The organism is Acidaminobacter sp. JC074 (assembly GCF_022496765.1).
Taxonomy (GTDB): domain Bacteria; phylum Bacillota; class Clostridia; order Peptostreptococcales; family Acidaminobacteraceae; genus JABXKX01.
On record NZ_VANV01000012.1, the window covers coordinates 154,008 to 179,971 of the forward strand.

Annotated in this window: 21 protein-coding genes and 1 riboswitch; of the genes, 15 read left to right on the forward strand and 6 right to left on the reverse strand. The window is 35.0% G+C overall.

What is annotated here, in order from left to right; translation table 11 throughout:
- Nucleotides 1-145 precede the first annotated feature (145 nt).
- The 4 genes from EZV73_RS14890 to EZV73_RS14905 all read left to right on the forward strand — a co-directional run bounded on the left by EZV73_RS14890 (nt 146) and on the right by EZV73_RS14905 (nt 4,569).
- The gene (locus EZV73_RS14890; protein WP_240841186.1) at nt 146-415 is read left to right on the forward strand and encodes a barstar family protein; all 270 of its coding nucleotides are present in this window, start codon (nt 146-148) and stop codon (nt 413-415) included.
- A 150-nt stretch (nt 416-565) separates the two neighbouring features.
- Nucleotides 566-2,341, forward strand: a complete 1,776-nt coding sequence (pepF, locus tag EZV73_RS14895) for an oligoendopeptidase F (protein WP_240841187.1) — start codon at nt 566-568, stop codon at nt 2,339-2,341.
- A 91-nt stretch (nt 2,342-2,432) separates the two neighbouring features.
- Nucleotides 2,433-3,704 (forward strand): GntR family transcriptional regulator, encoded by a 1,272-nt coding sequence (locus tag EZV73_RS14900; protein WP_240841188.1) that lies wholly within the window; start codon nt 2,433-2,435, stop codon nt 3,702-3,704.
- Between the two features lie 10 nt (nt 3,705-3,714).
- Nucleotides 3,715-4,569 (forward strand): DegV family protein, encoded by an 855-nt coding sequence (locus tag EZV73_RS14905; protein ID WP_240841189.1) that lies wholly within the window; start codon nt 3,715-3,717, stop codon nt 4,567-4,569.
- A 23-nt stretch (nt 4,570-4,592) separates the two neighbouring features.
- Here EZV73_RS14905 and lipA read toward each other — a convergent pair whose 3' ends face one another.
- Both lipA and EZV73_RS14915 read right to left on the reverse strand, forming a co-directional pair.
- Nucleotides 4,593-5,459 (reverse strand): lipoyl synthase, encoded by an 867-nt coding sequence (lipA, locus tag EZV73_RS14910; RefSeq protein WP_240841190.1) that lies wholly within the window; start codon nt 5,457-5,459, stop codon nt 4,593-4,595.
- A 10-nt stretch (nt 5,460-5,469) separates the two neighbouring features.
- Nucleotides 5,470-6,447, reverse strand: coding sequence for a lipoate--protein ligase (locus EZV73_RS14915; protein ID WP_240841191.1), 978 nt, complete (start codon nt 6,445-6,447; stop codon nt 5,470-5,472).
- Between the two features lie 175 nt (nt 6,448-6,622).
- Nucleotides 6,623-6,725, forward strand: a riboswitch (glycine riboswitch).
- 224 nt (nt 6,726-6,949) lie between these two features.
- Between EZV73_RS14915 and gcvT the strand changes: the two genes are divergently transcribed.
- Genes gcvT through glyA form a run of 5 tightly spaced genes read left to right on the forward strand, consistent with a single transcriptional unit; the run spans nt 6,950 to nt 12,447 of the window.
- The gene (gene gcvT / locus EZV73_RS14920) at nt 6,950-8,038 is read left to right on the forward strand and encodes a glycine cleavage system aminomethyltransferase GcvT (protein ID WP_240841192.1); all 1,089 of its coding nucleotides are present in this window, start codon (nt 6,950-6,952) and stop codon (nt 8,036-8,038) included.
- A 9-nt stretch (nt 8,039-8,047) separates the two neighbouring features.
- Nucleotides 8,048-8,431 carry a glycine cleavage system protein GcvH gene (gene gcvH, locus EZV73_RS14925; RefSeq protein WP_240841193.1) on the forward strand — a complete coding sequence of 128 codons (384 nt, stop codon included), beginning with the start codon at nt 8,048-8,050 and terminating at the stop codon, nt 8,429-8,431.
- Complete coding sequence (gene gcvPA / locus EZV73_RS14930) at nt 8,432-9,754, forward strand: aminomethyl-transferring glycine dehydrogenase subunit GcvPA (RefSeq protein WP_240841194.1); 1,323 nt, start codon at nt 8,432-8,434, stop codon at nt 9,752-9,754.
- On the forward strand, nt 9,754-11,217 hold the full coding sequence (gene gcvPB, locus EZV73_RS14935; RefSeq protein ID WP_240841195.1) for an aminomethyl-transferring glycine dehydrogenase subunit GcvPB: 1,464 nt from the start codon (nt 9,754-9,756) through the stop codon (nt 11,215-11,217). The genes gcvPA and gcvPB overlap by 1 nt, the downstream gene beginning before the upstream one ends.
- Nucleotides 11,218-12,447: a serine hydroxymethyltransferase gene (gene glyA / locus EZV73_RS14940; protein WP_240841196.1), complete on the forward strand. Its 1,230-nt coding sequence runs from the start codon at nt 11,218-11,220 to the stop codon at nt 12,445-12,447.
- Between the two features lie 20 nt (nt 12,448-12,467).
- Here glyA and bioD read toward each other — a convergent pair whose 3' ends face one another.
- The 3 genes from bioD to EZV73_RS14955 are packed head-to-tail and all read right to left on the reverse strand — an operon-like array spanning nt 12,468 to nt 14,745.
- Nucleotides 12,468-13,031, reverse strand: a complete 564-nt coding sequence (gene bioD / locus EZV73_RS14945) for a dethiobiotin synthase (RefSeq protein WP_240841197.1) — start codon at nt 13,029-13,031, stop codon at nt 12,468-12,470.
- Nucleotides 13,028-14,224 (reverse strand): adenosylmethionine--8-amino-7-oxononanoate transaminase, encoded by a 1,197-nt coding sequence (gene bioA / locus EZV73_RS14950; protein WP_240841198.1) that lies wholly within the window; start codon nt 14,222-14,224, stop codon nt 13,028-13,030. Before bioA ends, bioD begins: the two co-directional genes overlap by 4 nt.
- A complete protein-coding gene (locus tag EZV73_RS14955; RefSeq protein ID WP_240841199.1) occupies nt 14,221-14,745 on the reverse strand; it encodes a biotin transporter BioY in 525 nt (174 codons plus the stop codon). Before EZV73_RS14955 ends, bioA begins: the two co-directional genes overlap by 4 nt.
- 166 nt (nt 14,746-14,911) lie before the next feature.
- On the opposite strand from EZV73_RS14955, the gene EZV73_RS14960 reads away from it, so the two are divergent.
- On the forward strand, nt 14,912-15,763 hold the full coding sequence (locus tag EZV73_RS14960; RefSeq protein WP_240841200.1) for a DUF975 family protein: 852 nt from the start codon (nt 14,912-14,914) through the stop codon (nt 15,761-15,763).
- Between the two features lie 27 nt (nt 15,764-15,790).
- Here the strand turns inward: EZV73_RS14960 and EZV73_RS14965 are convergent, their stop codons facing one another.
- Nucleotides 15,791-16,579, reverse strand: a complete 789-nt coding sequence (locus tag EZV73_RS14965) for an AraC family transcriptional regulator (protein ID WP_240841201.1) — start codon at nt 16,577-16,579, stop codon at nt 15,791-15,793.
- Between the two features lie 112 nt (nt 16,580-16,691).
- Between EZV73_RS14965 and EZV73_RS14970 the strand changes: the two genes are divergently transcribed.
- From EZV73_RS14970 to mutL, 5 genes are all read left to right on the forward strand, one after another.
- Nucleotides 16,692-19,037 carry a glycoside hydrolase domain-containing protein gene (locus EZV73_RS14970; protein ID WP_240841202.1) on the forward strand — a complete coding sequence of 782 codons (2,346 nt, stop codon included), beginning with the start codon at nt 16,692-16,694 and terminating at the stop codon, nt 19,035-19,037.
- A gap of 98 nt (nt 19,038-19,135) precedes the next feature.
- Nucleotides 19,136-19,864 (forward strand): DUF2161 family putative PD-(D/E)XK-type phosphodiesterase, encoded by a 729-nt coding sequence (locus EZV73_RS14975; protein WP_240841203.1) that lies wholly within the window; start codon nt 19,136-19,138, stop codon nt 19,862-19,864.
- Nucleotides 19,842-21,263, forward strand: coding sequence for a tRNA (N6-isopentenyl adenosine(37)-C2)-methylthiotransferase MiaB (miaB, locus tag EZV73_RS14980; protein ID WP_240841204.1), 1,422 nt, complete (start codon nt 19,842-19,844; stop codon nt 21,261-21,263). Before EZV73_RS14975 ends, miaB begins: the two co-directional genes overlap by 23 nt.
- Entirely contained in the window at nt 21,264-23,864 is a 2,601-nt protein-coding gene (gene mutS, locus EZV73_RS14985) for a DNA mismatch repair protein MutS (protein WP_240841205.1), read from the forward strand.
- A complete protein-coding gene (mutL, locus tag EZV73_RS14990) occupies nt 23,865-25,961 on the forward strand; it encodes a DNA mismatch repair endonuclease MutL (protein ID WP_240841206.1) in 2,097 nt (698 codons plus the stop codon).
- Nucleotides 25,962-25,964: the final 3 nt, after the last annotated feature.

The window sequence follows — 25,964 nt, forward strand, 5'->3', positions numbered from 1 at the left end:
TAAAAATAAACAATCTTCTCAAGCATGAGATAAGACAAAATGATGCTCCTTTATTAGTAAGACAAGTTTTCTGAAAAAAAGTTTAAAAAAAGTTTTGTTTTTTTTAGAAAATGGGTATAGATTGTATAAGAAAGGTTGGTGGCTTATGAATGTGACAATTGATGCAAGTGAATTTAACACTATTGAGGAATTGCATGAGCTTTTAAAAGAAAAACTGAGTTTTCCTGACGATTATGCAGATACTCTAGATGATTTGTGGGACAGCTTAATGAATCATTGTGCTTTACCACTGAATCTTTACTGGACAGACTTTGAAGTAAGCAAAACTTTAATCGGAGACTCTTTGGAAGAGATAGTAGTCCTTCTTAACGAGGCTCATGATGAGATAGATGACTTTGTCATAGAATTTCAATAAACTCGGTAAATACTCCAGAAGATTTCTGGAGATTTCTTTTTGTTTGAACCAGAATAATTATATTTATTTTATAACTTATTTTGTAACACTAAATATGTTATGATAACAAGTGAGAGATTTAAGATCATATAGAATGAAAGAGAGGCATTTATGTTAAAAAAGAGAGAAGACATTGATCAGAAGTATAAATGGAATCTAGATTCATTGTATCCTTCTGACCAAGCCTGGGAAGATGATTATAAACTTGCTGAAGCTATGTTTGAAGAATTAAAGAAAATGGAAGGCAGCATTCTTTCATCTTCAGAGAATTTTAAGAAGAACCTAGAGCTTAGTTTAGACTCTAGTAGAAAGGTTTCAAGAATAGCAACTTATGCAAAAATGAAGCAAGATGAAAATACAAAGGACAGCCATTATCAAGAACTAAATGGACGTGCTTCAAATCTTGGCGTAAAGTTTAGTGAAGCAACTTCTTATATTGTTCCTGAAATGATGATGGGTGATGAAGAGACTATTAGAAATTATTTAAAAGAGGATGGTTTAAAACTTTATACACAACATGTAAATGATATTTTAAGAGCGAGACCTCATACATTAACGCCGGGAGAAGAAGCGATTATGGCAGGTGCTAGTGAGTTATTTACTGCGCCGAGTACTGCTTTTGGCATGTTAAACGGTGCAGACCTTAAGTTTCCTAACGTAGGAAAAGATTCATTAACACATGGTTCTTTTATTCCTTTTATGATGAAAAAAGACAGAGCTGTTCGTGAAGAAGCTTTTAAGAAGTACTACAAGGTATTTGATGAACATAAAAATACATTTGCAAGTCTATTGTCATCAGAAGTAAAAAAGAATATTTTTAACGCTAAGGCTAGAAAACATACATCTGCAAGAGCGTGTGCTTTGCATGATAACAATGTACCAGAATCAGTTTATGATAACTTAATTGAAGCAGTACACAAAAATCTACCTGCTATGCACAGATACATTGATCTTAGAAAGAAAATGTTGCGTGTTGATAAGCTAAGACCATTTGACTTATATGTACCACTCATTGATGATGTGGATATGAAGTATGCTTATGAAGACGGTAGAGATACGGTACTTAAGTCTTTAGAGATTTTAGGTGATGACTATCTTGGTCCTGTTAGAGATGCTTTTGAAGATTCTTGGATTGATGTTTACGAAAATGAAGGTAAAAGATCAGGTGCCTACTCATGGGGAACTTATGATTCAAAACCTTATATCCTCTTAAACTATCATGATGAATTAGGGGATGTCTTCACTTTAACCCATGAAATGGGTCATTCGATGCATTCTTACCTAACTAGAAAGAATCAGCCGTATGTATATGGTAACTACAGTATTTTTGTTGCTGAAGTTGCATCAACAACAAACGAGGCTTTACTAAATAAATACTTACTTGATAATGTTAAAGAAAAGAATGAACGTCTCTACTTATTAAACAATTATCTTGAAAACTTTAGAGGGACAGTTTTCAGACAAACTATGTTTGCTGAATTTGAAAGAGATATTCATGCTTATGCTGCTGATGGCGGTGCATTAACAGCTGATCAGTTATGTAAAATGTATAGAGACCTTAATGCTAAATACTATGGTGAAAGCTTAGATATTGATGCAGAACTTGATTTAGAATGGGCTAGAATTCCTCATTTCTATTACAACTTCTATGTCTTCCAATATGCGACAGGTTTCTCTTCTGCAGTTGCTTTAGCTGACAAAATGGTTAATGAAGGCCAACAGGCTGTTTCTGATTATAAGTCTTTCTTAGGTGCAGGCTGCTCGGATTATCCTATTGAAGTATTAAAGGCTGCAGGTGTAGATATGACGACACCAGAACCGGTAGATAACGCCCTTAACGTCTTTAATGCATTGGTAGAAGAAATGGAAAAATTGATTAACTTATAATAATTAGGATGCTTTTGCATCCTTTTTTCTTCATTATTTTTACTCTTTGTAATATAATTGTTTTAGATAAAAGAATAAAAGAGAGGTAGACATGAAATACCAAGATATTATCCTTTATTTAGAAAAAGAGATTAACGAGAAGAGACTGGTCTCAGGCAGTAAGCTGCCTTCGGTAAGGCTTCTTTCTCATGAACTCAATTGTTCCAAATCGACGGTTATGAAGGCTTATGATGAACTTGTTAAAAACAAGCTTGCCTATGTGATTGATAAAAATGGTTATTATCTCATGAATGAACCTGAAAACAGATTGATGTCCAATCGAGTTGATTTTACACTAGATAACTCTCGGAGGGCCTATCAGACCAATGATTTACAACGTTTGATGAACAAAGGGTTCAGTCATTATCGTTTGGATTATGATGAAGTAGAAGGTTATTATGCCTTTAGAGAATCTATGAAAAGGTACTTCAAGAGTCGTAAGATATTTGCATCGGTTCATGACATTTTTACATTTCCAAGCCTTGTGCAAAGTCTTCTAAGTGTCTTGTCGATTGCCTCTTTTGATAGGGTCTTGGTTGAAAATGCAACTGATCCAAGGTTGACAGACTTGTTTAAAAGACACAAGAACATATCAACTTATTCTTTTATAGATTATGATGAAAATCTACTGGAGTTGAAACTGATACAAGACAAGGTAAAGTTAATTGTATTAACGCCGCATGTCCACTTGCCGACTGGTAAGTCCATGGATCTTGAAGAAAAGATGAAGTTGATAAATATATGTCAAAGACATGGTGTTTATATACTTGAAATCAACCAATGTGAGGATGGACTGTCCTACATTGAGTCTCAATCCCTTTATGCACTTGACAAGCAAAATATCGTCTTTCACTTAAAAACATTTGATAAAATTTTCTCCAAGGAATTAAAGTCAAGTGTTCTAGTCACACCGCCTGATATGTCAAAAAAGATTCTTTATTATAAGGATGTTTATATAGGAAAAGAGGCTGTGTTTGAATCTTTGATTTTAAACGAAATGATTGAAGATGATGCTTATTTAGATGAATATAAGAAAGCGCTTGAACACTTCAGAGACGCTGTAACATCTTACTTTGAAGGTGATTCAGATCTTTATAAGATTTACAAGTCTGAGGCTTCTAATTTTATATTTGTCAGCGTACCTTTTCATTATAATTTAGAAACTGTGATACAAGAAATGAATCACAGGAATGTACATATAGAAAACATATCCAAGTACTTTGTAGATGATCATGATTTAAAGGGCTTTATTTTATCTCTATCTATGGTTTCTAATAAAGCCATTCATGAAAGTATGCAAATTGTCAGTGATATGTTGATTTAGGAGGAGTGTTATGGCAGTTAAGATTTTAACGGATTCGGGTTGTGATTTACCAAAATCGATTACAGATAGCCTGAATATTGAGGTCATGCCTTTGATTGTTTATCTAAACGATGAAGAGCATTATGATGGAGAAGTTGATCCAAAATTCTTTTTTGATAGCATGAGAAAAGGGGCAAAAACTAGGACTGCGCAGATTACAGCACCTATGTTTGAAGAAACTTTTACCAGGCTTGCAGAAACAGGTGATGATGTTCTTTACATAGCTTTTTCATCGGGTTTATCTGGGACTTACCAAACGTCTGAATTGGTAAAGAATGATCTGTTATCATCCCACCCAGAATATAAAATACATATTATTGACTCTAAAGCTGCTTCCATAGGATTTGGCTTAGTGGTTTACTATGCTGGTAAATTGGCGCAAGAAGGCAAAAGCATTGATGAAATAATTAAGGCGACAGAATTTAACTGTAAACACATGGAGCATATATTTACTGTAGATGACCTTGAGTATCTTTATAGAGGTGGCAGAGTTTCTAGAGGTGCTGCTGTTATGGGGTCTATGCTTAATATCAAGCCGATATTGGATGTGGAAGATGGTAAGCTGATACCAGTTCAAAAGATACGTTCTAGAAAAAAAGCTATGAAGAGAATGGTGGAAATGATGGGTGAGAGGGGTGTAAACCTCGATAAGCAGATGATTGCTATCAACCATGGTGATGATTTAGAAGCTGCTGAATCTTTAAAAGCAATGATTACTGAAAAATATGGATGTAATGATTTTATTGTTAACTACGTTGGTTGCGTCATAGGCGCTCATTCGGGTCCTGGTACTTTGTCTGTATTTTTTCTTAATGAAATTAAATAATCTCTAACAATAAAACAACGCGCCTAATGCGCGTTGTTTTCTATGACTTCTAATGACTCTAGAGCCTTATAAGATGATCTTACCAGTGGGCTTGATGCCACTGCCTTAAAGCCTAATTCGTAGGCTATGTCTTCGTATTTCTTAAACTCATCAGGATGAATGTATCTTTGCATCTTTACATGTTGATCAGAAGGTTGCATATATTGACCGATTGTAACGATGTCGCATCCTGCTTGTCTTAAATCTTTAAGTGTTTGAATCACTTGATCTTCAGTTTCGCCTAAACCGAGCATAATGCCTGACTTGGTTACCATAGAAGGGTCTAAATGCTTGATGGTTTTGATGACTTCTAGTGACTGGTCGTAGTCGGCTTCAGGTCGAACATCTTCGTATAACGATTTTACGGTTTCTATGTTGTGATTATAAACATCCGGTTTTGATTCTACAACGATTTTAATTAGCGATTCTACACCGTTAAAGTCTGGTGTTAAGACTTCTATACTTGTATCAGGGTTATGTTTTCTGATTGCAAGTACTGTTTTCTTAAAATGTTCAGCACCTTGATCGAGTAGATCGTCTCTAGTGACAGAAGTAATAACAGCGTGTTTTAAGCCTAAATCTTTAATGGCTTGTGCGACATTTTCAGGTTCGTTTACATCAAGAGATTCTGGTGGGTTAGAAGTAACATTACAAAATCTACAGTGTCTGGTACATTCTTTGCCCAGTATCATAAAGGTAGCTGTTTTTGAAGAAAAACACTCTAAACGATTGGGGCAGTTTGCTGCTTGGCAAACGGTATTTAAATTGTATTGTTTAAGTAGGTTGTTGACCTTGTTTAAGTGAGCGGTGCTAGAGAGTCTAACACGCATCCATTCTGGTTTTCTTTCCATAAATCCCCCCTTAGAAGAACAGGCTGATTATTTCATCTGCAGTGATATTTTTTAAGTAGTCGTCTAGATTGAACTGATTCAATGTTTCTTTGATTGCATTTTCTTCATGGGTAACATCTATTAAGGCGCTTTCGATATCCGCTACATCAAATCTACTGAAGAAGTCACCAAACATTTTTACGCCGGCGATTTTTCCTTTTGTAATTTCGTAATATACTTCAAGTACGCCGCCGGAGAACTTGTTACTTCTATAGCTTGTATACTTTGGTGAGTTGCCGTAATTCCATTCCCATGTTTTAAATCTCTGATTTTCAATTTCTTCAATCTTTTTGATATCTTCATCAGTAAACTCGTAAAACTCAGCATCTTCTACGGTTTCTAGTATGTGTTGGTTTATAAGTTGTCTAAACTTAATGATATCAATATCGTCTTTTAAGTGTGCTTTAATATTGGTTACACGGCTTTTAACAGACGAGATACCTTTAGATTCATATTTGATTTTCGGAGGATTAATAGATTTGGTTAAATCGCCTAAATCTGAAGAAAATAACAAGGTACCGTGGTGTAAAAGTCTGTCTTTATACTTGTACTGGGCATTACCAGAGAATTTCTTACCCTCAATGGTTAAATCGTTTCTGCCTGAGAATTCAGCATTTACACCAAGCTTTTGAAGTACTTCTAAAATTGGTTTGGTAAATTTTCTGAAGTCTGAAAACGATTTCTTATCTGTAACGATAAAGGCGAAATTTGTATTTCCTAAATCACAAAAAACAGTGCCGCCGCCAGATAATCTTCTGACTACATCGATATCATTTTCTTTGACATAATCATAATTTACTTCAGCTAAAGCGTTTTGATTTTTACCGATAAGAACGGACCTCTTGGCTCTCCAAAGCATGAATATATCATCGTTGAAGCACTTCATCATATATTCTTCTGCGGCCATATTGAAGCTTAAAGATGTGTTTTCATTTAAAACTATTTTCATGTATTCCTCCTTGAATCTTATTGGAATCATCATACCATAAATCCACAGTTTGTAAAGTGATGAATATTGTTAAAAAAATATCTTTCGAAATATTGTGACAATTTGAGAAAAAGTTCTTTACTTTTACTATAAAATCATTTAGTATTATAAATAATTAATTTAATATTGTTCCAAGTGATTGCATCCGGGAGATACTGGGTAAACAGTAGCCGAAGGAGAAATCTTATTGATCTCAATAAATAAGAGAAACTCTCAGGCAAATGGATCGGTGCATGATGGAACTCTGGAAAAGCGAAAGCGCCGAAGGAGAAACAGTTATTCTGGAAACTCTCAGGTTACGATACAGAGACACGATTGAGGCTATTTTAGTCATGCATTCGTGTTTTTTTAATATGCGTCTATAAAACGTCTATAAAATGTTACTATAAACGTCAAAAGAGTATTTTAATCCATAGGCTTTTATGTCATAATGAGCTTGAGATTAATAGAAGGGAGATAATACATGTCTTTAAAACACACACCACTTTACGAACAACACGTAAAAGCAAAGGGTCAAATTGTTGATTTTGCCGGGTTTGAGTTACCTATTCAGTATGTTGGGATAACAGAAGAACATGAGGCAGTTAGAAACAATGTTGGTCTATTCGACGTATCCCATATGGGTGAAGTTGAAGTTAAGGGAAAAGATGCACTTAAGTTTGTTCAAAACTTAGTTGCAAACAATGTACGTAAGTTAGTTGATAATCAGGTACTATACACAGTCATGTGTTATGAGAATGGTACAGTTGTTGATGATTTACTGGTTTATCGATTTGAAGAGGACTATTTCTACTTAGTAATCAATGCTGCTAATGTAGACAAAGACTTTGAATGGATGAAAGGTCAATCTGAAGGATTTGATATCTCTTTAGAAAATATTTCAGATAATGTTGCACAACTGGCTCTTCAAGGTCCGAATGCTCAGGATATTCTACAAGGTCTTGTAGATGTGGATTTAAAATCAATTGAGTTTTTCCACTGTAACAGACAAGTCATGATTGGCGATGTAAAAGCGCTAGTGTCTAGAACTGGTTATACAGGTGAAGATGGTTTTGAGATTTATGTTTCTAATAACGATGCTGTGAAAGTTTGGGAGTTGTTGATTGATAAAGATGTCATGCCGATAGGTTTAGGCGCTAGAGATACACTTAGATTTGAAGCGTGTCTACCACTTTATGGTCATGAGATCAGTGACGAAATTAATCCATTAGAAGCTGGTTTGTCAATGTTTGTTAAGTTAGACAATGATGATTTCATTGGTAAAGATGCTTTGGTAGAGATCAAAGAGACTGGTATTAAGAGAAAACTTGTTGGTCTTGAGATTGCAAAAGGTATTGCAAGAGAAGGTTATGAAGTGCTTTGTGACGATCAAGTAATTGGTCATATTACAACCGGTTATAAGTCGCCAACAGTTGGTAAGAGTGTGGCTCTTGCATTAGTTGATAGAAGTTATGGCGAAATGGGTAAACAATTAATGGTACAGGTTCGTAAGAAGCAGGTACCTGCAACTATAATAAGTAAGAGATTTTATAAGAAGAACTATAAGAAATAGGAGGGTAATATGAAGGTTTTAGAAAATTTAAAGTACACGAAGGAACATGAATGGTTAAAGGTAGAAGGCAATACAGCTACATTTGGTATTACTGATTATGCTCAAAATATGCTTGGTGGTATCGTTTATGTTGAATTACCAGATGAAGAAGATGAATTAGAAAAAGGTGAAAACTTTGCTGTAATCGAGTCTGTAAAGGCTGCAACTGATATTCTTGCACCAGTTGATGGTACAGTTCTAGAAGTTAATGAAGACTTAGATGATGAGCCAGAAAAAATGAATGAAGCGCCTTACGAAGCATGGGTAGTTAAGATCGAGTTATCAGATGTATCTCAATTAGATGAGTTTATGGATGCTGCTGCTTATGAAAAGTTCTGTGAGGAGGAGGCGTAGATGTTTCCATACATACCAATTTCAAAAGCTGATGAGGAAAAAATGCTTCAGGTGATTGGTGCTAAGTCTGTTGACGAGTTATTTTTAGATATTCCTGAAAATCTAAAAGTAAAAGGTCCTTTAAACTTACCTAAGCATAAATCAGAAGCTGAAGTACGTCGTTTAGTTGGCAAGTTAGCTTCTAAGAACACATCGGCAAGTGAAGCACTTTGCTTCTTAGGTGGTGGTACATATGATTCATATATTCCATCAATCGTACCTTATTTAACATCGAGAAGTGAGTTCTCTACAGCTTATACACCATATCAACCTGAAATCAGTCAAGGAACTTTACATGGTATTTTTGAATTCCAAACATTGGTGTCTAATTTAACGGACATGGATGCTTCAAATGCCTCTATGTATGATGGTCCAACTGCTGCAGCAGAAGCTGCTTTAATGGCTTTCGATAAATCTAAAGGTGATACTTTATTTATTTCTGAAACTGTAAATCCTAAGATTATACAAGTTGTTTGTACATATTTAAAATTTAGAGAGTTTAAGATTGAAATGATTCCTTCTAAGGATTTCATAACAGATCTTGATGCTTATAAAGAAAAAGTATCAAAAAATGCTGTTGGTTTACTTGTTCAATCACCAAACTATTTTGGTATTGTAGAAGACTACAGTGAGTTTATGGATATTACAAAGGAAAATAAGGCTTTAAACATTATGTATGCTGATCCGTCATCATTAGGTATTTTAAAAACACCTGGTGAGTATGGCGTTGATATCACTGTGGGTGAAATGCAAGCCTTTGGTAATCCAATGAACTATGGTGGCCCACACCTTGGGTTTATTGCAACGACTAAGAAGATGATGAGAAAATTGCCTGGCCGTATTGTTGGTGAAGGTGTAGATGCAAATGGTAATCGTGCTTATGTATTAACATTGCAGGCGAGAGAACAACATATCAGAAGAGAAAAGGCATCTTCTAATATTTGTTCTAATCAAGCCCTTAATGCCATGGGTGCTACTATTTACATGTCTCTATTAGGTAAACAAGGTATCAAAGAAATTGCAGTTAACTCGACTAATAAGGCCCATTATTTGTACAATGAACTTCTTAAATTAAATGGTTTTGAAAAAGTTACAGACCAACCTTTCTATAGAGAGTTCCTTGTAAAAGTTAAAGATTTGAATGCTTTAAATAAGGCGCTTAGTGAAGCGGGTATCATGACTGTGAAAGCCATTAAAGATGACAATATCGTTCAATTTACTGTAACAGAGAATAGAACAAAAGACGAGATAGATTATCTAATCAAATCAGTGGAGGTGTTGTAATGAGAAAATATGATAGATTAATATTTGAAGTTTCTCAGCCTGGTCATAAGGGTTATGCACTTCCAGATCAAGAGTTTTCTGAAATGGATTATACATCGTATTTTGGAGACGAAACTTTAAGAAAAACAGAAATAGAGTTTCCAGAAGTGAATGAAACAGAAGTTGTAAGACATTATACAGCTTTAAGTAATCTTAACTTTGGCGTAGATACAGGTTTTTATCCCTTAGGATCATGTACAATGAAGTACAATCCTAAAATAAATGAAGAAATGGCTAACAACCCTAAGTTCTCTGGTATTCACCCAGAACAACCGGTAGAAGATGTTCAGGGTACTTTGGAGTTGATGCAGTTGGCTTCTGATTCTTTAGCAGAAGTGACTGGTATGGATGTTATGAGTTTACAACCTGCTGCAGGTTCTCATGGTGAACTGACTGGCTTAATGATCATGAAGGCTTATCATTTAAAAAATGGCCAAGGTCATCGTAAAAATATTATTGTGCCTGATGCTGCTCATGGTACAAATCCTGCATCTGCAAATGTTGCTGGTTTTAAGATCATTGAAATCAAATCAACTGCAAATGGTGCCGTAGATTTAGATTCTTTAGAAGAAGCGATAGACGAAAATTTTGCTGGTTTGATGCTTACAAATCCTTCTACTTTAGGTTTGTTTGAAAAAAATATAGAAAAGATAACTAAGATGGTTCATGATGCAGGTGGATTACTTTATTATGATGGTGCAAATATGAATGCCATTATGAGTCAAGTAAGACCTGGTGATATGGGCTTTGACATCATTCACCTGAATCTCCATAAGACTTTCTCGACACCGCATGGTGGTGGTGGTCCTGGTGCTGGTCCAATTGGTGTTAAGTCATTCTTAGAACCATTTTTACCGTATCCGGTATTGACTAAGTCAGAAGAAAAATATACATTAGATTATGATAGACCTGATTCGATTGGTAAAATTAAAAATTACTTTGGTAATATAGGTATCATTATCCGTGCTTATACTTACATTCTTTCTATGGGTTCTGATGGTCTTAAACGTGCAAGTGAAGTGGCTGTTCTTAATGCCAACTACTTACAGACGCGTCTGAAAGAACATTATCATTTACCTATTGATGAATTATGTAAACATGAGTTTGTATTAAGTGGTAATTTCGGCTTAACGCATGGTATCAACACCATTGATATCGCAAAGAGATTGATTGACTACGGCTTCCATCCGCCGACAATCTATTTCCCACTTATCATTGATCAAGCCATGATGATTGAACCAACAGAAACAGAATCTTTAGAAAATATGGATAAGTTTGTTGATGCCATGATTTCAATTAGAAAAGAAATTGATGAAGATCCAGACTTGTTACATCAAGCGCCTTCTACAACTCATATAACTAGAATTGATGAGTTAGCGGCTGCAAGAAATCCAATTATTGTGTATAGAAAACAGGAGGACTAGATGTTAGATAGAGTAAAGGGAGTAGATCCTGAATTATATGAGGCTATCAATGAGGAGATGACACGTCAGCAGACGCATATCGAGTTGATTGCATCAGAGAACTTCACTTCGTTAGCAGTTATGGAGGCTAGTGGTTCTTGGTTAACAAACAAGTATGCAGAAGGTTACCCGAATAAAAGATACTATGGTGGTTGTGAGTATGTAGATAAAGCTGAAATTCTTGCAATTGACCGTTTAAAGGAACTATTTGGTGCAGACCACGCCAATGTACAGCCGCACTCTGGTTCTGGTGCTAATATGGCCGTATACATGGCTGCCTTAAAGCCTGGTGATAAAATCTTAGGTATGGATTTATCAAACGGTGGTCACTTAACACATGGTTCACCAGTTAATTTCTCAGGTCAATTATATGAAGTGGTTTCTTATGATGTTGACGAGAATGGCTACATTGACTATGAAGCTTTAAGAGAGTTAGCGGTTAAAGAAAAGCCAAAGATGATTGTAGCTGGTGCAAGTGCTTACCCAAGAGCAATTGACTTTGAAGCTTTTAGAAGTATTGCAGATGAAATTGATGCATTATTACTTGTGGACATGGCTCATATTGCTGGTTTAGTTGCTGCAGGTTTACATCAAAATCCAGTACCTTATGCAGATTTTGTTACTACAACAACTCATAAGACGCTTAGAGGCCCTAGAGGTGGTGCTATTCTTTGTAAGAAAGAATATGCTAAAGCAGTAAACAAAGTGATTTTCCCAGGTATCCAAGGTGGTCCTTTGATGCATACAATTGCTGCTAAAGCAGTATGCTTCTTAGAAGCTTTAAAGCCTGAGTTTAAGACATACCAACAGCAAGTTATTGATAATGCTCAAGCACTTGCAGAAGCATTTACTGAAAGAGGTTTTAACCTTGTATCAGGTGGTACAGACAACCACTTAATGTTAGTAGACTTAAGAAACAAGGGCGTGACTGGTAAGTTAGCAGAAAAACTTTTAGATTCGATCGGTATTACAACTAATAAGAACACGGTACCGAATGAAACGGAAAGTCCATTTGTCACTTCTGGTTTAAGAATTGGTACGCCTGCTGTTACTACTAGAGGATTTAAAGTTGAAGATATGGCTGAAATTGCTGACATCATTGACTTTGCAATTCAAAATAGAGATGGCGATTTATCTGAGGCAAAAGCAAGAGTTAGAGCCTTATGTGATAAATATCCATTATATGCTTAATCAAATAAACAAGTGTAGACTTAGTCTGCACTTGTTTTTATGTAGTCTAATATCGTTTTTTCGTTATCTCTACTTATAATAGACTCATTTTCCATATTGTTAATATAGATCTTTCCTATTTTAATATGATGACTTCTAAGAAGTTCTAGGGTAAGAAGTGTATGGTTGATACAACCGAGCTTATTTGAAACAACCAAATCCACTTGTGAATCAGGAAATGACTTGATTAGATCGAGCTGGGTGTAGTTTCTTGTAAGAGGTACCATTAAGCCGCCGGCAAGCTCTACATAAGAAGAACCGGCATCCTTTATAAAATGTTTCACTTTATCAAGGTCAACTTCTTCATGATCTAATTCAGCCGCCAGATGAGGAGATGCTGGTGTATCAAAAAAATAAAGGTTTATTTGATCAATCGGTAAGTCTTGAAGGTGACTGTATTGATATGAATCACTTTTATGGATATCTTCAAAATCTGCCTTGCCAGTTTCAATGGGCTTGATGACCTTATGACCTTCTTTAATGAGTTTTCTGCCATAGTATGTTTTGCCGACGCCTGTATCTGTTCCTATAATAAATTTTATCATTCTACCTCCTTAAACCATGACTTGTATACATCGATGACTAGATGTAGTTCTCTATCTTTTATGATATACGGAAACATGGCATACATGTAATCGATGAAGGGCCTGCTATGTACACCTCTATCTAAGGCGTACTTCTTAAAGCCTTTTAGGTTTTCCTTGTTGTAGACTTCTATACACAGATATGCCCCTAGTATTCTAATCTCCTTAATAGCATCATGGTTGAAATCTTTAAATGCATCTTTAAGTAACTTTTCAATATGCTTTATTTTACTTATGTAATCTTCTCTTTCAAAGATCTCTATAGACTTCAAGGCCGCTCTACAGGCAAGTGGATTACCCATAAAAGTAGGGCCATGCATGAAAGCGTGTTCGGCTTTATCTGAATAAAAGCCGTCAAAGACCTTATCGTTTGCCAATGTTACTGCATGACCTATATAGCCTGCCGTTAGGGCTTTTCCTAAAACTACAATGTCGGGACATACTAAGTCACTGACAAATCGATGACCGGTTCTACCAAAGCCTGTTGCAACTTCATCAAAAATAAGAAGGATATTATACTGGTCACATAAGGCTCTTGCAGATTCTAGAAAATCGACACCATACATTCTCATACCGCCTGCACCTTGCAAAAGAGGTTCTACAATTAAACAAGCAATAGTTTCGTGATGCTTTTCAAGTATCATCTTAAGTTCTTCTACATTAGGATTGATATGATGAACACCTTCTTTATCAGGAAAGGCTAGGTGATAATCTGGATCATCACCAACGGCCATTGTTTTAAATGTATCACCATGATAAGCGTGGGTCAGGGCTATGATTTCTTTTTTCTTGCATTTCCCTTGATTGAAATGATATTGAATGGCCATCTTTAAGGCAACTTCAACGCCTACACTCCCTGAATCAGAGTAGAAGCAATGATTGAGACTGCCTGGCAAAAATGACTTCAGCTTATGACTTAAATCAAGGGCTGGTTTATGGGTCAGGCCACCTAACATGACATGTGAAAACTCATCAACCTGTTCTTTGATCACTTGGTTGATTTCCTGATTGTTATAGCCGTGAATGACACTCCACCAGGAAGACGTTGTGTCGATGTATTTATTCTTATGACTGTACAAATAAATGCCTTGAGCTTTTGTTATGTGAATGGGTTCGTCCATCGTTTTCATTTGAGCATAAGGATACCAAATCATATAAGCTCCAATGCTGATTCAACTCTTTTTCCAATTGTAACTGCTGTCAATGTAAGAACAAAGTCAAATACAAGATCAAGAGAAAAAATAGCCATGATGCCTGACATATAGGACATATCAACTCCTAAGTAATAGACGTTGATAGATGTTAAATAAAGCATACCAATCAGCCAAACAAGAAAAGTACCTAGTAAAGCGTAAAGCCATGTGTGTTTCTTTTCTTGACCCATACCAGTCAAGTATGATAGTGCGATAAAACCTAATAGGAAACCAAAAGTAGGCTTTAAAACATAAGCAAGGCCTCCGCCGCCAGCAAACCAAGGGATACCAAGTAAGCCACCCAATATGTAAATGCCTACAGACAGAGGTCCGTATTTTTTACCAAGTACACATGATATAATGATGACTGCTGGTAGTTGTAGTGTGAAGTAGCCTGCGATGGGTGACGGTAGTTTGATTTGTGCACCTAAAGCGATTAAGGCTACAGCTAATGATGTTCTTAATAATAATTTTGTATTCATGATTACCTCCATAATTGATTATAACCTATGATTTTATATTGTCAACTATATAGTTATGCAGGTTGACAAACATATTCATTAAGAAAAAATGTACTTTCGTACAAATCCTTGTTTCCTAGAAAATAATTGTTATATAATAGAGTCAGCAATTATATAGGAGGTTTATATGTGGACTAGAGCAGAATTAAAAGATCAAGCAAAAGCGATATTAAAGAAAAGTTATTGGAAGGCTTTTCTAGTTAGTTTGATCTTAGCAGTTATAGGTGGCGGTAGTAGCGGTGGAGGAAGTAACAGTCGCTTTAATTTCAATGGATCAAGTGGTAACTTCAACGATTTTAGAACGGGTTTTGAACAAGGCTACAACGGCACTGGGAATGTAGACGTAGGAGCACTTGAAGGTGTTGATTTTTCATTTTTCTTCATTTTCTTAGGCATATTCTTATTGATCTTTTTAGCAATCATCTTATTCCGTGTATTAGTAGGAACTGTAGTTGAAGTTGGTTGTCAAAAGTACTTTATAAAAGCGACTGAAGAGGAATTTTCAATTAATCATGTTATGTCAGGCTTTAAAAAAGGTAAATACGGCAACATTGTACTTACCATGCTTTATAGAGGTGTACTCTTATTCCTTTGGACTTTATTACTAATTATTCCAGGTATCATCAAAAGTTATGCTTATAGGTTTGTGCCTTATATCATGGCGGACAATCCTGAAATCACGCCAAAGAGAGCAATCGAGATGAGTAATCAAATGACAAATGGTCAAAAGTTTGATATGTTTGTTTTAGATGTATCATTTATAGGTTGGTATATCTTAGGGACATTAGCGCTTGGTATAGGTGTCTTATTTGTAAACCCTTATCCAAACCAAACATTTGCACACTTGTATGTAAGACTTAGAGGCGACTTAATCAATTCGGGTCAATCATCTTATGCAGAGTTTAATTTATCTACACCAGAAGATATTCCTGTTGTATCAGACGAATGGGAATCGGTATTTGACCGAGAAGATTATTAAGATAAAAAACTGAGAAGTTAGTGCTTCTCAGTTTTTTTTTCGATAAAAGATTGGTGTTTTACCAGTATATTTCTTAAAAAGCTTGGAAAAGTAAAATACATCAGAAAACCCAAGGAGTTGACTTATTTCTGTAACGGTCTTTGTGCTGTATAGTAGGTGTTGAATGGCTGTATTAATTCTAAGTGTGTTGATGTATTTAATTGGTGGCATACCGTAATGTTTTTTAAAGAGTCTTATAAAGTAATTAGGATGAACATTCATCATGGCAGCTAAATCGCTTGTTGTATGTTGAAGGTGAAGATTGTCATTAATATAAGTGGTTATACGATTCAGTGACTGAATATTAGGATCTAAGACTTTGTCTCGGATCTTATCTGAATGGTTCATATGTAAGTCCAATAACTTCATCAAAGCTTCTTTACGATGAAATAGATCAGAAATATTCTTAAAATCTTTTATAAGGACATCAAATAATTTAATGACTTTATTAGGATTATCTAGGTGTGATATTATACCAACTTCTTTTAGGTCAAAATAATCCAAGTGATGACCGACCGGCAAGGTGAAGTGACAATAGTAATGCGTCATTTTATCAGTCTCCAAATAAAAAGTCTGTTTGGTTCTGAGTGGAATAAGTACAAGACTATTTTCTTCTATTATAAAAGACTGATTGTCTATAATAAGCTTAGCAGAACCTTTTTTAATAAAATATAGTTTGCTGACAAGTGGCACAAAATCATTGGCATACCAGTTCTTTTTATCTACAGTCGTAAAATCACAAGTCTCTATGTGTATCATAATGTCGTTGTATTTCATGATTGCCTCCTCTTGATGAATTATATCATAAGGTTAGTATTGTATAAAAGAATATAAGAAATAACCATGTTGGTTCAAGTAATACTTTTGTATGATTTTTATGGAGGTGACAATGAAAATATATTGCAAGAAAAGTTTGGTTGACATAAATGAATTATGTAAAGAAATTGAGTTTAAAGCACTTTACAACAGCTACAACTCATTTCCCATAACACTGGAAACAGAGAATGTACTTGAGAATGTATCCTTTAATTTTGAGATATTTTCTAATGGCAAAAGAGAAATTGATCATAAAAGATGGACATGCTTTAACATAGGCGGCATAGACTGTAATGGTAGAAGATTTACAAAACGAGTAGATGTAGTCAAACACAAGGAACTTTGGCTAGGACTTGATCTTAAAGACATTGAAGAAGGTGTTTACAAGGGGTGTATACATCTGACTGCAGATAACTTTAAAATGGTCATATCTGTTAGGCTTGTAATAGAAAAAGATGTTAGGGGACATTTGCCGAGAATGTCTTGGCTAAATAGTAAGATAGGTCAAGAGGACATCGTGCTAAAAGATTATTTACCCATTGAAATGAAGGATAGATGTTTGAAAGTCAACAATAAAACCTTGTTGCTGGCTGATAAGGGTTTGATTGAATCTGTTACATACCATCAAGAAGAATTACTTAATGGCCCATTGTCGATTAATATTTCATCTATGACTAAAAAACTTGTCTTTCAAGAGAGTCCGTGGGCATTTCTATCTCAGGACAAATCCAAGGTTACTTATAGAAAATTTTATACAAATGATTCAGTAACGCTTGTAGTGGATATGCTGGTGTCTGTGGAAGGTTTTATCCAAGTAGATTTAAGAATAAGGGTCTCAGATAAAATGCGTCTTAATCTGGATCTTAATTGTCCGCTTAATGAGAAACATGCAACTTATATGATGGGTCTTGATTTTGATGGTGGCCTCTATAGACCTTACGACTTTACTTTTAACGACAATCATCAAGATGCTATATGGATTGGCTCTCATAAGATGGGTATATCGATGAAATTCAAAGATGACAATTATATCATGCCTTTTTCAAATGTCTATTATAAAAACAGACCTTTAAATAAGAGTGTTTGGGACAAAATATCATTGTCGGATCATCATGAACTTCAGGCGAGTACGAGGGATTTTATCATGGAGGCTTTTGAAAAGAAAACCATATCAATAGAAATGAATCTGACGCCTTTTAAACGGCTTGATATGAAAAAACACTTTAAGAGACGTTATTATCAACCAAAGGAAAATTCACATATGATGGCTTGTATAGATGACATTCTTGATAAAAAGTGTCAGGTCTTGAATATACACCATGGTCAGGATGTTTATCCTTATATCAATTATCCTTTTAATCATAAAGAAGCGCTTAGTAAGTTGATACAGTCTTGTCATCAAAAAGAAGTTAAAGTGAAGCTTTATTATACCATGAGAGAACTGAGTCATCATATAGATGAACTACAGGCATTTCATTCACTTGATTACGAGTTATTTCCTAAAAATGATTATAATAGCCCATCCTTTTGGGATCTTAGAAACGAACGTCTTAAAGAAAATGATGGCCTTGATATTGGCTATCATACGGGATATATCAACAAAACCCTTGATAAGGACTTAATTCCTGCATGGGAACACCAATTTGAAGACGGTACCTTGTGTGCAGCTATTTTAACTGAAACACACTCAAGACTCAATAACTTCTATATGGCTGGTTTAAAGTGGATGATAGATAATTTAGACATAGATGGTATATATATTGACGATACTTTTCTAGATAGAAGTTCCATGATAAGGCTTAGACGTATTTTACAGGTCAAAGATGATTTTGATATTGATCTGCATTCATGGAACCATAGACATGACTTTGCAGGTCAGGTGTCTTCTCTAATGCTCTATATGCAAGTCATGCCTTTTGTTGATAGATTATGGATTGGCGAATCATATGACTACAATAAGGGGCCTGATTATTGGTTGACTGAAATATCTGGTATACCCTTTGGTCTTACAAGTGATATGTTAGAAGGTGACGGTCATCTTTATAGAGGCATGCTTTATGGTATGACCAATAGGACTAGGTGGGGGGATAGAGATCCTCTTTCTATGTATGACTTATGGGATTCTTTTGGTATAAAAGACAGTCGGATGGTTGGTTATTGGGAGGATCATACCATAAGGCTTAAAAGTAATCATGTTAAACTTACCTGTTACTATAAAGACGATTGTGTTTTATTGGCGTTTGCTTCTTGGGCTGATGAGGAAGTTATAATAAATTTAAGTGATTTAGACCTAAAGCTTAACCGACCTGTTATACCACATATAGAGGGGATTCAGGATTATCAGGTCTTAGACAAAATGGAAATTAAGATTCCCTCTAATGGTGGAAAAATTTTAATATGTCAGTATGGAGTAGGATAGCAATTGTATAATTGTTATTCTACTTTTTTAGTGGTGTAAGAATGTTGTTTTTAGGATGAATTTCCGCTATAATTATAAGGATGGAGAAAGAAGGTTTTATGAAGGATTTAAAGGAAAGTGATCTATATCATCCTATAAAAAAATACTTTGAATCGTGTGGTTATAAAGTTCATGGTGAAGTGAAAGATATTGATATGGTTATAAAAAAAGATGATGAATCAATAGCCATTGAACTTAAACCGACATTTAATTTAAAGTTGATCTTACAGGCTGTAGATAGACAAAAGACTTTTGATTCTGTCTATGTTGCCATCTTTAAGCCTAAGCAAATAAATAAGAGATACAAAGAAGTGGTTCATTTGATAAAAAGGTTGGAACTAGGCCTTATTACAGTAAGTGTTTTAAAATCTGGTATGAGGGTCACTATTGAAAACCACCCTTTGGCGTATAACCGAAAGAAAAATCATAAAAAAAAGAGAGCCATTATATCTGAAATTGATAGACGTACCGGTATTGTAGAAAATATCGGAGGTACAACAGGTATCAAACGCATGACGGCCTATAGAGAAGAAACAATAGCCGTAGCAGTTGCACTGTCAAAGTATCAAGAGGCTTCTCCTAAACAAGTAAAGCTTTTTACAGATAATAAGAAAACAGGACAAATCCTCTATAGTAACCACTATGGCTGGTTTGACAGAATTGGACAGGGAAAATATCGCTTAACCGCTAAAGGTTTTGAAGCGTTAGAAACATACAAAGAAGTAGCGGACTACTTTAGAAATTCATATAGTGAAAGGACAGTAAATGAAGTTAAGCAAGGAAAGTAAAGAAATATTAGCTAACAATGATCAGTTAATAGAAAGTATTCGTCATGATAACATGGCTTATTTTACAACACATGGTAGAAAGAAAAAGTATTTAATTTTAACATACGGTTGTCAAATGAATGAACATGACTCAGAAAAATTAGCAGCAACTCTAGAGACCATGGGTTATGAGGCAACACCTTTTCAAACTGATGCAGATTTGATACTTGTTAATACCTGTTGTGTAAGAGAAAATGCAGAGTTAAAAGTATATGGTAAAATTGGTACTTTCAAGACTTTAAAAGAAAAGAATCCTGATTTAATCATTGGTATTTGTGGTTGTATGATGCAACAGGATCATGTTGTTCAGGAAATTAAGAAAAAGTATCGTCATGTAGACATTGTATTTGGTACCCATAATGTTCATAACTTCCCAGGCCTACTTAATGAAGCCATGACTTCTAAACATTCAGTTGTACAAGTTTGGGATATTGATGGTGAAGTGATTGAAAACACGAACTCTTCTAGAAAGTTTGAACTGAAAGCTTTTGTCAACATTATGTATGGTTGCAACAACTTCTGTACTTACTGTATCGTACCTTATACAAGAGGTCGTGAACGTTCAAGAGAAAAAGAAGCCATACTTGATGAAATTAAAACTTTAGTAAAAGATGGTACAAAAGAGATTACCTTGTTGGGACAGAATGTTAACTCTTATGGTAAGACCCTAGACAATCCAGTATCTTTTGCTGAACTCTTAGAAGATGTTGCAAATATTGAGGGTGTTAAGAGACTTAAGTTTATGACGTCACATCCTAAGGATCTTTCTAAAGAAGTACTAGAAGTGATGGCAAAACACGATAACATTTCTAAGTATCTTCATTTACCGGTTCAAGCAGCAAGTAATACACTACTTAAATCGATGAATAGAGGTTACACACGTAAAGATTATATGGAGATTATCCATTACGCAAGAAATCTTATGCCTGAAGTTACCATTTCCACTGACTTAATCATCGGTTTCCCAGGTGAAACAGATCAGGATGTAGAAGAGTTATTAGATTTAATTAAAGAAGTACGTTATGATTCAGCATTTACATTTATCTATTCACAACGTAAAGGTACACCAGCTGATGAGATGACCAATCAAATTCCTGATGATATCAAACATGAAAGATTTAATAATGTACTCAACTCGATTAATGAGATTATATACGAAAAGAACTTGGCTTGTAATGATCAAGTGGTTCAAGTCTTAGTAGAAGGTCATTCTAAAAAGGATGATACGCTTACAGGCCGTACAGACGGCAACAGAACAGTTCACTTTTTAGGTGATGAATCACTTATTGGTGAGTTTGTAAATGTAAGAGTTACACAACCTAAAAAGTTCTCGTTGTATGGCGAGCTAGTGGAGGCATAAATGGCAAAGTTAACACCTATGATGCAGCAATATATGGAAATAAAAAAAGAATATCAGGATTATATCCTATTCTTTAGACTAGGTGATTTCTATGAAATGTTTTTTGACGATGCTGTAACAGCTTCTAAGGTCCTGGATATTACGCTAACGGCTAGAGGTTGTGGCTTAGAAGAAAAGGCACCTTTAGCAGGTGTACCTTATCATGCTGCAGAAGGTTATTTAAGTAAGCTTGTCTCTGCTGGTCATAAGGTGGCTATCTGCGAGCAAATTGAAGATCCTAAGCAAGCCAAAGGTATTGTAAAGCGTGCAGTAACACGTATTGTTACGCCAGGTACAGTAACGGATCCTAACATGTTGAAGGATTCTGTTAACAATTATGTCTTAACGGTCTATCAAAATGATCGTCATTTTGGTATTGCCTATTCAGATATATCTACATCTGAGTTTAAGACAACTTTCTTCAAAAATCTGACCAATTTAGAAAACCTCTATAATGAGATTTTAAAGATCAACCCTAAGGAAGTTGTTATTTCTGAAAGCATGCGTTACGATGAAGAACTTATGGCTTTCTTTATAGACAATCATTACCTGATGACTTATTTAAATCCTATACACTTTAAGTTTTCAGAGGCAGAACAAACCATTAAGAGACTCTTTAAGGTTTATTCTACAGAAAGCTTAGGCTTAACTGAGTCAGATGATTCTGTAATTGCATGTGGTGCACTTTTATCTTATATAGAGGAAACTCAAAAGGTTGATCTGGTTCACTTTAACCATATAGAAATATACAAACATGATGCTTATATGGTATTAGATAAGTTTACTAGAAGAAACCTTGAGTTGTCTGAAACTATGAGAGCTCATGAAAAAAGAGGTTCTTTACTGTGGGTACTAGATAAGACGGCAACCGCTATGGGCGCAAGAAATCTTCGTAAGTGGATAGAGGCACCTTTACTTTCAAAAACAGAAATTAATAAAAGACTGTCTGCTGTAGAGTACTTTTATGAAAACATCTCTATGAGACAGGATATAAATGAATATTTATCTAGAATTTATGACTTAGAGAGAATTTCATCTAAGCTGGTTTATGGTACTGTTAATGCCAGAGATATGTTGTCTTTAAAGCAATCTCTTATGTATTTGCCCAATATAAAAAGAATGCTTATGTCAGCAGAAAATGAGCATCTGAATCATATCATTTCAGAGCTAGATGATTTAACAGATATCTATAAGCTCTTAGATGATGCCATTCATGAGGATCCGCCGATTACTATCAGGGAAGGTAAAATCATCAAAACTGCTTACAATGAAGAATTAAGTGAGTTAAGAGATATACTGACAAACGGTAAAGATTGGATTGTTAAATTAGAGCAGGCTGAAAGAGAAAAGACTGGTATCAACTCTTTAAAAATAAAGTTTAACAAGGTGTTCGGTTACTTTATAGAGGTGACTAAGAAAAATGTAGACTTGGTACCTGAAAATTATATCAGAAAACAAACACTGGCCAATGCAGAGCGTTATATCTATCCTGAACTTAAGGATATTGAAACTAAAATATTAAATGCAGAAGAAAAAATCAATGTTTTAGAGTATGACCTCTTTATTGATGTTAAGAATAGAATTTTAGATCAAATTTTAAGAATCAAGAAATCTGCCCAAGTTATTGCAGAAATTGATACACTACTATCATTTGCCATTGTTTCTTATAACAATGATTATACAAAGCCGGAAATCAGCACAGACGGTGAAATCATGATTGAAAATGGCCGTCATCCTGTTGTAGAACAGCTAGGAACGGAAGAGTTATTTGTACCTAATGATACCATTATCAATCAAACTGACAACCGTTTTTACATCATCACAGGGCCAAATATGGCAGGTAAGTCAACATACCTTCGCCAAGTAGCCTTAATAACACTTATGGCTCAAATTGGCTGTTTTATTCCAGCATCTTCTGGTAAGGTTGCCATTGTTGATAGGATATTCACGCGTGTTGGGGCTTCAGATGATCTATCGCAGGGTCAGTCTACTTTTATGGTAGAAATGAACGAACTGTCTAACATACTTCATAATGCAACAGAACATTCATTGATCATTTTAGATGAAATCGGTCGTGGTACTTCTACCTATGATGGTCTATCTATTGCCTGGTCTGTGGTAGAGTTCTTATCACAAAATGAAGAGATTGGTGCCAAGACATTATTTGCAACACACTATCATGAGTTGACTGAATTAGAAGGTCGTTTCCCGGGTGTTAAAAATTATTGTATATCGGTAAAAGAATCGGGTGATGACATTACCTTCTTAAGAAAGATTATCAGAGGTGGTGCAAACAGGTCTTATGGTATTCAAGTTGCAAAACTTGCTGGTATTCCAGATCCAGTTATTGCACGTGCTAAGGAAATCTTAAAACAACTTGAGGAACATGACATCAACAACAACATTTCATCTATACATTCCTCAATGGATGTTAAGACACAAGTTGTTATGAAAGAACATGAAGTTGTAAACATACTTAAGGACATGGATGTTATGAAAGTAACGCCTTTAGAAGCTATGAATATACTATATGATTTAGTTGAAAGAGCAAAGAAGGATTAGATGATCGATAATAAAATTATTCAATTAGACAAAGATATATCTAATAAAATTGCAGCAGGTGAGGTTGTTGAAAGACCTCTTGCTGTTGTAAAAGAGCTTGTAGAGAATGCAATAGATGCACAGGCGACTAAGATTACAGTTGAAATAAAAGATGCTGGTAAAAGCCTTATCAGGGTAACTGATAATGGTCATGGCATCAGACCAGATGATATTGTACTAGCCTTTGAAAGGCATTCTACAAGTAAGATAAGAACCATCAATGATATTTATCATATTTCAAGTTTAGGCTTTAGAGGTGAAGCCTTAGCTTCTATTTCTTCTGTTTCTAATATGGAAGTTATCTCAAAGCATTCAGACTTTGATTATGGTAAAAAGCTTGTCCTTTCAGGTGGTAAGATAGTTGAGAACCAAGATGTTGGAGCCCCTTCTGGTACAACGATGATGGTCAAAGACTTGTTTTTTAACACACCTGCCAGACTTAAGTTTATGAAGTCTAATAACGCAGAGTTAAATGCTATCAATGACATTATGACTAAACTCGCCATGTCTCATCCAGAAGTGGCTTTTAAGTATATTGTCGGTGGTAAAAACATCTTTATAACACCAGGTAACGGCAAACTCTATGATGTGATCTTAAACATTTATCAAAGGTCTCTTGCTAAGAACCTGATTCAAGTAGATTATAAAGAACATGATATTCACTTATCTGGTTATGTTTCTACCATTGAGATGACAAGAGGCAATAGACAATACCAAATTGCCTTTGTAAATAATAGATATGTAAAAAGCAAAACCATTGAGGATGCCATTGCGACGGTTTATCGTACCTTGATTCCTCATAACCGCTTTGCTATATCGTTTCTTAATATAACCATAGACCCATCACTTATAGACATTAACATTCATCCTGCAAAGACTGAAATTAGATTTCATCAGGAGGGTGTTGTTAAAGACCTTATCTACAAGGCACTTAAGTACGAGATCAATCGTTATGACATGGTGCCGGATAAACCTATGAATGCTAAGCCTATAGAAAATAAAGAAGTCCTTAAGGCTTATTCAGAAGTAAACCGTCAAGCTGAAAAAACGCTTATCAGTAAAAAGCCTGAATCATTTGATCAAGTTAAAAAGGAAGTAAAGGACTTTAAGTTTGGTCATGAAAAAAGAGATTTTGTAAAAGCTAAGGAAGAGCAAGAAAAGAAGGAAGTTTTACTCGAGTCTTATAAGAGCTTAAGTGAAAATAGAAATAATAAGCCCATAGAAAATCAGACAAGTGTCAAACCATTAGAAAGACAAGATAAGCCGCTTGTAAGACAAGATAAGCCGCTTGTAAGACAAGAAAAATTTGTTGAAGACAAGCCCCTTATTAAAGAAAGTCCTGTATTTTCAAATAAGGAGACTGTTAAAGAAAGTCCTGTATTTTCAAATAAGGAGACTGTTAAACCCCTTGTTAGAGAGACCTTTAAAGAAGTGGTTTATGAGTCGCCTAAACCTATGTTTGAAGATCCTAAGGAAACAATTTATGACAACTTAAGATACATCGGACAGATTTTCAACTCATATCTAATATATGAAAAGAATCATCAGATGTATATGATTGACCAGCATGCTGCTCATGAAAAGATACTCTATGAGAAATTCTTAGATGACTTTAGAAATAAAAAGATGATGACACAGATGATTTTGGAGCCAATTGTGGTAGATATAAATTCTATGACTGTATCAAATGCCATGGCCCACAAAGATATTCTTTTAAATTTAGGCTTTAACATTGAGCCTTTTGGAGAGAATGCCATAGTTGTTAGGGAGATTCCTTTGGGATTTGATCTAAAGACTGCTAAGTTTATGATCAATGACCTAATTGAAAAACTGGATTTTTCATTACCAAAAGAAAGATTTGAGTTGGCGCTGAATCAAATAGCTACAAGATCATGTAAGGCGGCTGTTAAGGCCAATGATCATTTAATGGACATAGAAGTTGAAGGTCTTGTCAATCAACTGAAGGGTCTAAATGAACCTTACACTTGTCCACATGGTCGACCAATTATAATAAAAATATCAAGAAGTGAAATAGAAAGAAAGTTTAATAGAACGTAGGTG